Annotated in this window: 8 protein-coding genes and 2 pseudogenes; 8 read left to right on the forward strand and 2 right to left on the reverse strand. The window is 60.6% G+C overall.

Going from position 1 to position 10993, the window contains the following annotated elements:
• Window position 1: 1 nt before the first annotated feature.
• Window positions 2-1249, reverse strand: coding sequence for a GTP cyclohydrolase II (locus AKN84_RS02875; protein ID WP_050419254.1), 1248 nt, complete (start codon window positions 1247-1249; stop codon window positions 2-4).
• A 274-nt stretch (window positions 1250-1523) separates the two neighbouring features.
• Here AKN84_RS02875 and upp point away from each other — a divergent pair, with 274 nt between their 5' ends.
• The 8 genes and pseudogenes from upp (at window position 1524) to AKN84_RS47695 (ending at window position 9359) form a co-directional block, all read left to right on the forward strand.
• The gene (gene upp, locus AKN84_RS02880) at window positions 1524-2156 is read left to right on the forward strand and encodes a uracil phosphoribosyltransferase (protein WP_050419255.1); all 633 of its coding nucleotides are present in this window, start codon (window positions 1524-1526) and stop codon (window positions 2154-2156) included.
• A gap of 412 nt (window positions 2157-2568) precedes the next feature.
• Complete coding sequence (locus AKN84_RS02885) at window positions 2569-3603, forward strand: ABC transporter ATP-binding protein (protein WP_050419335.1); 1035 nt, start codon at window positions 2569-2571, stop codon at window positions 3601-3603.
• 17 nt (window positions 3604-3620) lie between these two features.
• On the forward strand, window positions 3621-4913 hold the full coding sequence (locus tag AKN84_RS02890; RefSeq protein ID WP_050419256.1) for an ABC transporter substrate-binding protein: 1293 nt from the start codon (window positions 3621-3623) through the stop codon (window positions 4911-4913).
• An 87-nt stretch (window positions 4914-5000) separates the two neighbouring features.
• Window positions 5001-5882, forward strand: coding sequence for an ABC transporter permease (locus AKN84_RS02895; RefSeq protein ID WP_050419336.1), 882 nt, complete (start codon window positions 5001-5003; stop codon window positions 5880-5882).
• A 1-nt stretch (window position 5883) separates the two neighbouring features.
• Window positions 5884-6762, forward strand: coding sequence for an ABC transporter permease (locus tag AKN84_RS02900; RefSeq protein WP_050419257.1), 879 nt, complete (start codon window positions 5884-5886; stop codon window positions 6760-6762).
• A gap of 10 nt (window positions 6763-6772) precedes the next feature.
• Window positions 6773-7506, forward strand: a pseudogene (locus AKN84_RS02905) (aspartate/glutamate racemase family protein).
• A 93-nt stretch (window positions 7507-7599) separates the two neighbouring features.
• Window positions 7600-8849, forward strand: a pseudogene (hydA, locus tag AKN84_RS48730) (dihydropyrimidinase); the annotation flags it as partial.
• 9 nt (window positions 8850-8858) lie between these two features.
• Window positions 8859-9359: a nucleoside deaminase gene (locus tag AKN84_RS47695; protein WP_283805484.1), complete on the forward strand. Its 501-nt coding sequence runs from the start codon at window positions 8859-8861 to the stop codon at window positions 9357-9359.
• An 84-nt stretch (window positions 9360-9443) separates the two neighbouring features.
• Here AKN84_RS47695 and AKN84_RS02920 read toward each other — a convergent pair whose 3' ends face one another.
• Window positions 9444-10541, reverse strand: coding sequence for a hypothetical protein (locus AKN84_RS02920; RefSeq protein ID WP_050419259.1), 1098 nt, complete (start codon window positions 10539-10541; stop codon window positions 9444-9446).
• Window positions 10542-10993 lie beyond the last annotated feature (452 nt).

Here is a 10993-nt window from a genome sequence, read left to right on the forward strand (position 1 = left end):
CTCAATACTTGTCGAGCGAGCGGCCGACGAAGTCCCGCTCGGTTGGCTCCTCGGCCGAGTAGTAGCCGGCCGCCTTCTTGGCGACGATCTCCACTTGGGCATCGGCCGGCACCAGATCGTCGGGGATCGGCACGCGCTCGACGATGTCGATGCCTTGGCTCACCAGCGCGTCATACTTCATGTCGCTCATCGAAACGAAGCGATCGATCCGCTTCAGTCCGAGCCAGTGCACGACATCAGGCATCAACTGCTGGAATCGGGCATCCTGAACCCCCGCGACGCATTCGGTACGTTCGAAATACTGGGCGGCGGCATCGCCGCCGTCCTGCCGCTTTCGCGCATTGTAGACTAGGAATTTGGTCACCTCACCGAGGGCGCGACCTTCCTTGCGGTTGTAGATGATGATGCCGAGCCCGCCGGTCTGTCCGGCGCGCACGCATTCCTCGATGCCGTGCAGCAGATATGGGCGGCAGGTGCAGATGTCCGAGCCGAACACGTCGGAGCCGTTGCATTCGTCATGCACGCGGCAGGTGATTCTGGTGCGATGGTCCGGCAGTTTGGCGACGTCGCCGAACAAATAGGCCGTGGTGCCACCGATCGGCGGCAGGAACACGTGAAGGTCAGGCCGTGTCACCAGTTCCGGAAACATGCCGGCTGTCTGCTCGAACAATTGCCGGCGCAGATTGCTTTCGGTCGTGGCGAAGCGCGCTGCGATTCCGGGCAGATACCAGACCGGGTCGATCGCGATCTTGACAACGGAGACGCTGCCACTCTCGTGAACGACAACACCGTCACGCTTGAGCCGACCGGCGGCGATCGCCGCATGTAACTCGGGCAAATCGAGGCGGGCGCGGGTGACGGCAATGCTCGGACGGATATCGACGCCCTCGGCGATCTCTTTCGCGAACGCCTCTGCAGCAAGGTGTCCCCATGGATCGAGCGAGACGATCCGGTTCGGATCGGTCCATTGCGGGAATGGCCCAACCGTGGCGGCAGGTTGCGTATTGGTCAAGTCCGGACGCCGGATCGGGTCGAGTGCGCCCGACGAGACCGCCAGCGCGCGATAGATCGAATAGGAGCCGCTGTGGGTGCCGATGACATTGCGCTGCTGGGGGCGTGAAACCGTCCCGATCACCGGCCCGCGCTCACGCGCCGTGGCCGCTCCCCAATGAATCGGGAAATCGATCTTCGCGCCCGGCGCCGGATGGGATGTAATCCGGATATGATCAGTTCGATTAGAGCGAGTCATCGCGCACCAACGGATATCGACTGACGGCCGGGCGGACAGGCCGGGTTTCCGGCAATCGGGGGATTCTCTAGTATGGCCGAATCGCGCCTGAAGACAACGGCCGTTTCGGAAGGCGCGGGCATTAACAGCAGAGTTTACGACGCGATCATGACCTTTGCAGCGATGCCCGCCCCTGTTTGCCCGCCCAATGAACGAAGCGGCACCCGATGGTCAGAAGCAGCATGGGCACGCTCCTTGCACAACATCCCACGCGCCCCCCGGATAAAGCAATCTCATGACCAAGAGCGTAAACCTCGTCAGCCATCCCCTGGTCCAGCACAAGCTCTCGCTGATGCGCGACAAGGACCGCTCGACCAAGGGATTTCGCGAGCTTCTGAACGAGATCGGAATGCTGCTCTGCTATGAGGTCACCCGGGACTTGCCGTTGGAGATGGTCGACATCGATACGCCGGTCGCTGCGATGAAGGCACCGAAAATCGCTGGCAAGAAACTCACACTCGCTCCGATTTTGCGGGCGGGCGTCGGATTTCTCGACGGGATGCTGGCGCTCGTTCCCTCAGCGCGCGTAGCGCATATCGGCCTCTATCGGGATCCGGAAACACTTGAAGCCGTGGAATACTTCTTTAAGGCGCCGCAGGATGTGTCGGAGCGCATCGTGATCCTCCTGGATCCGATGCTTGCCACCGGAAACTCAGCCTGTGCTGCGGTCAGCCTGCTCAAGTCGCGAGGCGCCCGAGACATCCGGTTCGTCTGCCTGCTCGCCGCTCCCGAGGGGATCGCCCGATTTCAGGATGAGTGTCCCGACGTCCCGATCTGGACGGTTGCGATCGACGAAAGACTGAACGATCACGGTTACATCGTGCCAGGCTTGGGCGATGCCGGGGACCGCATGTTCGGCACCAAGTAGACGTACGGCATCGGCTCTGATGAAAATGCGATCAACCTGACCGATTTTGTGCGCACGCCCCATGCCCCTCATATTGCTCGAGGCCAACGAAAGGATCCATCAACACACAACGGCCGGCAGCGCCTTCGAACGCGGAAAGCTTCGATGGGGTCGGCATTGGCTTGCGAAAAGACCTTTTTTGACATCGCCTCAATCGCTTACGTAACTAAGCCTGAGGAAGCTGGCTAACGCGACAGCTTGACCTGCGAAATCGGGTCAGAGCGGCGCAGGCGACTGCGTCGAACGGCGGAATGTGCCCAGTTTTTGGGTCCACTGTCGCAATTTTTGGCACACCTGTTGCATCCCATCACGCATCGCGCCCCGAGCGACAGTTCGCCCTGGGTCCTCGGTGAAACGATGCGGTATGGTGCGGATGACGACGACGGCGGCGCTCGAACTGGTGCAATTGACGAAGATGTACGGCGGCGTCACCGCCGTTGACGCCATCAACCTCAGGATTCCTGCCGGCTCCTATTGTTGCCTGCTCGGACCGTCCGGCTGCGGCAAAACATCCACACTGCGCATGGTGGCCGGTCATGAATCGGTGACCTCAGGCGACATCCTTGTCGGGCCGAAGAATGTGACGGACTTGCCGCCTGCCGATCGAAGCACGGCGATGATGTTCCAGTCTTACGCCCTGTTCCCTCATCTTTCCGTCATCGACAATGTCGGCTTCGCCTTGAAGATGAAAGGCGTAGCCAAGGCCGTGCGCCATGCCGAGGCCAGAAAATTGCTGGAGCTCGTCGACATGCAGCCTTATGCGGCAAGGCTACCCGGCCAGCTTTCGGGCGGCCAGCAGCAGCGCGTGGCGCTGGCGCGCGCGCTGATCACCTCTCCCCAAATCCTGCTGCTGGATGAGCCGCTTTCGGCGCTTGATCCGTTTTTGCGACTGCGGATGCGAGCCGAACTGAAAAAGCTGCAGCGCGAGCTCGGGCTGACCTTCATCCATGTGACGCACGGCCAAGACGAGGCGATGGCGCTGGCCGACATCGTGGTGCTGATGAACGGCGGCCGGATCGAGCAGCAGGGTTCGCCGCGTGACATCTTCAACCATCCCCGAACCGAGTTCACGGCAAAGTTCATCGGCGGCCACAATGTCATTGCGGTGGGCGGTGAGACCTTCGCAGTTCGGGTCGATCGGCTGATGCTGAAAAGGCCGAGCGAAGCCGTCGCTGGTCCGTCGGTTGCGGGCACCATCAGCGAGGTCGAATACCAGGGGACCTATGTCCGGGTCGTCATCGCCATCGAGGGCGGACCGGAGATCTCGGCCCAGGTCACCGAAACCGAATTCGACGCCGCCAACTACGCCGTCGGTGAGCGCGTTCTCGCCACATGGGATCCGGCCCAAGCCAGCCTTCTCAAGTCCACCAGTTCTGCAATCGTCCGGTCGCCTGAAAAGGCAGCGTGATACAAAAGGAGATAGTCATGGCCAAATCCTCGAAAATCAATCGTGGCATCAACCGTCGCGCGGTGTTGAAGGGCGCGGCCGGCGCGGTTGGCCTTGCAGCAGGTTCAGGCGCAATTACCGGATTCCCCTATGTCCACGCCGCCGATCCGAAAGTCCTGCGCTATCTCGGCACGGCGGTCAACGAAGGCGACGAGATCTCAAAGAAGTGCCTGGCAGATACCGGGATCAAGATCGAGTACATCACGGCAACCACTGACGATGTGACCAAGCGCGTGATTACCCAGCCGAACTCGTTCGACGTGCTGGATACGGAATATTTTTCGCTGAGGAAGCTCGTGCCGTCGGGCAATATCTTTGCGCTCGACGCCAGGAAGATCAAGGAATTCGACAACATCACGCCGGTGTTCACCAAGGGTCAGTTGCCGAACGGTAAGAAGATCGGTGATCAGGGCACCGCGCCATGGAAGGTGCTCTATCTCGAGGGCGCGAACTCGAAGACATTCTCCAAGACGCCGACCGAGTTCGTGACGCTGATCCCCACCGTCTACAACGCCGATACGCTCGGCATCCGGCCCGACCTGATCAAGCGGCCGATTTCATCCTGGACCGAACTGCTCAACCCCGAATTCAAGGGCAAGGCCTCGATTCTCAACATTCCGTCGATTGGAATCATGGATGCCGCGATGGTGGTCGAAGCCAGCGGTCAACACACCTATGCCGACAAGGGCAACATGACGAAGCCCGAGATTGATCTCACCATGAAGATCATGACGGAAGCCAAGAAGGCCGGCCAGTTCCGCGCGTTCTGGAAGGACTTCAACGAGTCCGTCAACCTGATGGCATCGGGTGAAACCGTCATCCAGTCGATGTGGTCGCCCGCGGTCACCAAGGTACGCTCGATGGGAATCCCCTGCACCTTCCAGCCGCTCAAGGAAGGCTATCGCTCGTGGGCGTCGGGCTTCTGCGTCTCGAAGGCGGTTTCGGGGCCCAAGCTCGATTGGGCCTATGAATTCGTGAATTGGTATCTGTCGGGCTGGGCAGGCGCCTATCTCAATCGTCAGGGCTATTATTCCGCTGTGCTGTCGACCGCCAAGGCCAACATGACGGCGGACGAGTGGGGCTACTGGATGGAAGGTAAGGCCGCCGTCAACGACATCAAGGCGCCCGACGGCACCATTCTCGAGAAGGCCGGCGCCAAGCGTGACGGCGGATCCTACGACGATCGCATGGGCGCCGTCGCCTGCTGGAACGCGGTCATGGACGAGAACGATTACATGGTGCGCAAGTGGAATGAATTCATCGCCGCTTGATGCAATCCAGATGACTTGAGCGGCAGGACTTGCCGGGCCAAAGCGTATGGCAAGTCCTGCTTCGCCATCACCGCGACCGGCCTTTCAATGACGCAAGACCGCAAGACCTTCGTTGCCTGGCTGCAAGCCGCACCGATGATGCTCGTTTTCGCGCTGTTCTTTCTGCTGCCGTTGCTCTTCGTGACGATCGTCAGCGCATGGGACTACAACGAATATGAGATGATTCCGGCCTTCAGCCTGCGCGGCTACACCGATACGTTCGAAGGATGCATTGCCGACCTGCCCAATCTCTGCACCATCCTGAAGACCTATCTGAACACGCTGAAATTATGCCTGCTGACCTGGGGCCTGACCCTGCTGATCGGCTTTACTGTCGCCTATTTTCTCGCGTTCCACGTCCGATCCAAGACCTGGCAGATCGTGCTCACCCTGCTTTGCACCATCCCTTTCTGGACGTCGAACGTCATCCGCATGATTGCGTGGATTCCGCTTCTTGGCCGGAACGGATTGGTCAACAGGGGCCTCGAGGGCGCAGGTTTGATCAAACAGCCGCTGGAGTGGCTGCTGTTCTCCGAGTTTTCGGTCGTGCTCGCTCTCGTTCACCTCTTCACGTTCTTCATGGTGGTGCCGATCTTCAATTCGATGATCCGCATCGACAAGCGGTTGATCGAAGCCGCCTATGATGCCGGCGCCAGCGGATGGCAGACGCTGGTGAACGTCATCATTCCGCTGACCAAACCCGGTATCGTCATCGGCTCGATCTTCGTGATCACGATCGTGATGGGAGATTTCGTCACGATAGGCGTGATGGGCGGCCAGCAGATTGCGTCGGCCGGGAAGATCATTGAGTCGCGCCTGAATGCGTTGCAGTTTCCGGCGGCGGCAGCCAACGCGGTCATCCTGCTCGGCGTCACGATCCTGATCATTTCGGCGCTGACCCGGATCGTCGATATCCGTAAGGAGCTGTGAGATGAGCGAGAGGCGGCCGAGGTCCTTTTACTTTCTCGCTGCGTTCTTCAGCGCCTATGTCCTGTTCCTCTATGGACCAATGTTCGCGATCTACATCCTGTCGTTCCAAGGCCCCGATGGTGGTCTGACCTTCCCCATGAACGGCGTGTCGCTAGTGTGGTTCGGCAAGGTGTTCTCGGGTTCGGGCATCGTCGACATCGGGGCAGCATTCAAGCGATCGCTTCAGCTCGGCCTCATGGTCATGGTGTTGACGGTCGTTCTTTCCGTTTCGGCCGGCCTCGCCTTCCGCAGATCGTTCCGCGGTGCGACCTTTCTGTTTTATGTTGCGATCGCAAGCCTGATCATGCCCTCGATCATCACCTCGCTCGGCATCGCCCTGGAATTCCGCCTGCTTGACGATTTCATCATCAAGAGCGGCGCTGCGAATTGGACGACGGCGATGGGGCTTTTCACGTCCGGCCTCGGCGCGCATCTGACCTGGACCCTGCCCTTCGGCCTGTTGATCATGTTTGCGATCTTCAACAGGTTCGATGGCCGTCTTGAAGAGGCGGCGCGCGACCTCGGCGCAACGCCTTGGCAAACATTTCGCCATGTCGTGCTACCTATTATCCTGCCGTCCGTCGTGGGTATCGGCCTGTTCGGATTTACCTTGTCCTGGGACGAACTCGCACGATCGAGCCAGACCATCGGCTCGGTCAACACGCTGCCGCTCGATTTGCAGGGTCTGACAACCACCGTGACAAAGCCGGACATCTATGCGCTGGGAACACTGACGAGCGCGGTATCCTTTCTCGTGATTTTTTCGGCGCTCGTTGTCATTCTCGTGCTTCAGGCCCGGCAACGACGCCACGGGTCGGACGCCGGCAAGGGAATGGTGTAGAACCAACCTCATGCGCATCCTGATCGTCAACCCGAACACCACCGCCGCCATGACGGAAAAGATCGGCCGAGCCGGCCGCGCCGTTGCCGCCCAGGGGACGGAGATCATCGCCGTCAACCCGGCGGATGGGCCGGTCTCCATCGAAGGTATTATGACGAGGCATTTTCGGTGCCCGGGCTGCTGGCCGAAATCGTCCAAGGCGACGCAACAGGCGTTTCTGCTCACATCATTGCTTGTTTCGACGATACCGGCCTCGATGCGGCGCGCTGCATCGCGCAGGCTCCCGTCATCGGTATCGGCGAGGCGGCGTTTCGTTTGGCCACGATGCTCGGTCATCGCTTCACGGTCGTGACCACCCTCTCCCGGTCCATTGCGGCCGTTGAGAACAATCTTTTGAAGTACGGGCTGGCCAGCCGGTGCGCGAGGGTGCGCGCATGCGAAGTGCCCGTTCTGTCACTCGACGACCCCGCGTCCAATGCGGTCGCACAGATCAGCGCGGAAATCGAACGATCGAAGCGGGAGGACCACGCCGAAGTGGTCGTGCTCGGATGCGCCGGCATGGCCGATTTGGCCGCGCGGCTTTCGGAAACCCACGGGCTGCCCGTGATCGACGGGGTCGCGTGTGCGGTCAAGCTGGCGGAAGCGTTCGGAACGTTGGGTCTCAGGACATCCAAGATTGGGGCTTATGCGCAGCCGCGACCAAAGGCGTATCTCGGGTCTTTCGCACCATGCGAACCCCGTTAGCGCCCCTTCTGCGATCCATGGCGACGGTCCGACGAACCAAGACTATACTATCTGAGGGCAAGCGAAGCCGGCAGATTCGACCGAGAATGCTACATGACGTTCGACACCATCATTCGCGGCGGCACCGTGGCGACAGCCTCCGACACCTTCCGGAGCGACGTCGGGATCTCGGCCGGACGGATCACTACCCTCGGGCTTGATCTCGGCGCCGCACGGCAGGTTATCGATGCCACCGATCGCCTGGTGTTGCCAGGCGGCATCGACAGCCATGTCCATATCTCGCAGCCGAATGGCCCCCGCATCGTGATGGCCGATAATTTCGAAAGCGGCACGCGCGCTGCCGCCTTCGGCGGCAACACCATGGTGCTGCCGTTCTGCCTGCAGGAACGCGGACAGAGCCGGCGCCAAGCGGTGCGCGACTATCACGCCAAGGCCGACGGCAATTGCTGCGTCGACGTTAGCTTCCATCTCATCATCTCCGATCCGACCGAGCAGGTGCTCGGCCAGGAACTGCCGGCGCTGATCAAGGACGGCTACACCTCGTTCAAGGTATTCATGACCTATGAGGACCTCGCGCTCAGCGATCGCCAGATCCTGGAAGTGATGTCGGTGGCGCGCGAGACCGGCGCGCTGGTGATGGTGCACGCGGAAAACTTCGATGCCATCCGCTTCCTCACCGACCGCCTGGAACGAGCCGGCAAGACCGCGCCGCATTTCCATGGCACGTCGCGCCCGATCCCGGTCGAGCGCGAGGCCACCCACCGTGCGATTGCGCTTGCCGAGCTGATCGACGTTCCCGTCATGATCGTCCACGTTTCCAACCGCGAAGCGATGGAGGAGATTCGCCTCGCCCAGCAGCGCGGGTTGAAGGTGTTCGGCGAGACTTGTCCGCAGTATCTGGTGCTGACCGAGAAGGACATGGAGGGCCTCAACATGGAAGGCGCCAAAAATGTCTGCAGCCCCCGCCGCGCGATGCCGCAAGTCAGGTCGCCTGCAGGGAAGGTCTCCAGCAGGGCGTGTTCAGCGTGTTCTCCTCCGACCACTGCCCGTTCCGCTATGACGAGAGCGGCAAGCTCGCGCCGAGGGGGCGCACCAGCTTCCGCTGGGTGCCGAACGGCATTCCCGGTATCGAGACGCGGCTGCCGATCCTGTTTTCCGAAGGCGTCTCCAACGGACGCATCGATCTCAACCGCTTCGTCGCGCTGTCGGCGACCAACCACGCCAAGACCTACGGCCTCTATCCACGCAAGGGCACGATCGCGGTCGGCTCGGATGCGGATATCGCGATCTGGGATCCAAAGCGCGAGGTCACGATGAGCCAGCAGATCCTGCATCACGGCGCCATAGCGGCATTGAGCCAGGAGCAAGCCGACGAGCATTTTCTGCGAAGGTCCTTTGATGTGGCGCGCCGGGCGCTCACCCATGGCAACCATCCCTTCGGCGCAATTCTGGTCGACCACGACAGGCGGGTGCTGCTTGAAGTCGAAAATGGCTTCATGCCGCCACGCGACGGCACGGCGCATGCCGAGCGGCTGCTGGCAACACAGGCCTGCGTGACCCTTCCAGCCGGCGTCTTGCGCCAAGCAACGCTTTATTCTTCTGCGGAACCTTGCGCCATGTGTGCGGGCGCAATCTATTGGGCAGGCATCGGCCGGGTCGTCTATGGCCTGAGTGAGCATGCATTGCGCGAACTCACCGGCGACCACCCCGAGAATCCAACGCTCAACCTCCCTTGCCGCGAGGTATTCGGCAGCGGACAGCGCCCGACCGAAATCGTCGGACCCCTGCTTGAGACGGAGGCCGCGGCACTCCATCAAGACGTCTGGCAACGCAACCGAACCAGCGAAGCTTAATTCCCTTGCCCGGCAATAGAAAAATGGCGCCGCGGGGAGCATCGCGGCGCCATCAGTGCCACCCGGTGGAACGGTCCAGGTGGATCAGAACTTCACGCTGATGCCGGAATAGAGCGATTCCTCGGTGCAGGAATTATTGCTGACGCCGGCAGCGACGTTACAGACGACACTCTTGGCGTGGTCGAGGCCGAACTTGTTCTGCCAATAGCGATAGGCCACCCAGACGTCGACGAAGTGTGAGTATTTCGGACCCCAGAACGCCTTGCTCGCGTCGAAGGTCAGGCGGATCGGCTCGGAGTTGAGCTCGACCGCCGTGCTGACGTTGGTGACCGGATTGAAGGCCATCGGCTCGTTCTCGGTGCCCTTCTTGCCGTACCAGCCGGCGCGGCCGCTGATCGAGAAATACTGCATGTTCTCGGGCAGGAAGCCGAGATCCATATAGTAGTTTACCTCGACGGCCCAGGTCGGCTTGAATTTGGTGTTGCCGTCGATGAGGCACGTCACGCCCGGTACACCCGGTCCGAACAGACCGCACTGGTCGAACGCGTTGTGATTGGAGAACTCGTAGTACATCAACGGCGACACGTTGATGTAACCCTTGTAGGGAAGATTGAATTCGAACTGGAGACCGGCAACGACGTCACGCTTGGCCGGCGCGAGGAAGTTGTTCTCCGTGTTGGCGTCCATGCCGACTTCGAACGAGATATTGTTCAGCGGCCCCATGCTGAACGCCTTGGTGTTGAAGATCTGATTCCAGCCGAAGGTCGACCGGAACAGGCCGTAGATCTCGGTGGCGCCGGCGCAGGTGGCTGGAGCTCCGGTGATGGTCACGCCGACATTCGAGCACGGCGACGCCGGGTCGTTGTGATCCGACTTGTACATCGAGATTGTGAAAAAGTTCTGGCCATAGGCCCAGATGTCGAAGTGCGTGAAGGAGTAGACCTGCTTTGCGGTCTTTCCGTTGATGCTACCGTCGGGACGAACGGAGAAGACGCCGGGATCGGTACCGGAGAAGATGTACGAATAGGTCACGCGGTCGTCGATGACCAGAAAGAACGGCAGGTCGGCGGCCGGCTTGGGCGCCTTGACCGGCAGATCGGCAGCGCTTGCAAGGTTAGTGGCTGCCGGTATCAGCCCGAGCGATAGCGCGGCAGCTGACAAGGTTCGGCGGAAATTGAACATCGTGAAGACCCCCAAAGTGAAGCGTCAGGAATTCAGGCTTCAATGAGAGCCTCGCGCAGCTTGGGGGCGGACAGGAAGCCTGAAGTTTTTTCAGCTGCTGATGCGAGTTTGATCAACAACCACCGCGAGTTGGTCCGGTTTGATCGGATCTGGCGAGCCAAAAATTTTGCTTCGACTAAATTCAGAACTTTTCAAATTATGCCCGTCATTGTTCGGCTTCCGCGACATTTCCGCGCAACGCACGGAGCGCCGTCGACACGCGAAAAAGCCAGACAAAACCGCGTCATCGCGCTCTGCTCAAATTTCCGCCATCGATGCCTACCCCTGTGCGAATTGGGTCGACAGTCACAATTCTGCAACAGCGAGGTTCGGGTGCATGGCCGGCCGACGGCCAAGTCGCGCTGCGCCACGCACCGCCGACGCCCCCGTGGATTTACGGAAAAGCTCAACTA

Source organism: Bradyrhizobium tropiciagri (assembly GCF_001189845.1).
Lineage (GTDB): Bacteria > Pseudomonadota > Alphaproteobacteria > Rhizobiales > Xanthobacteraceae > Bradyrhizobium > Bradyrhizobium tropiciagri.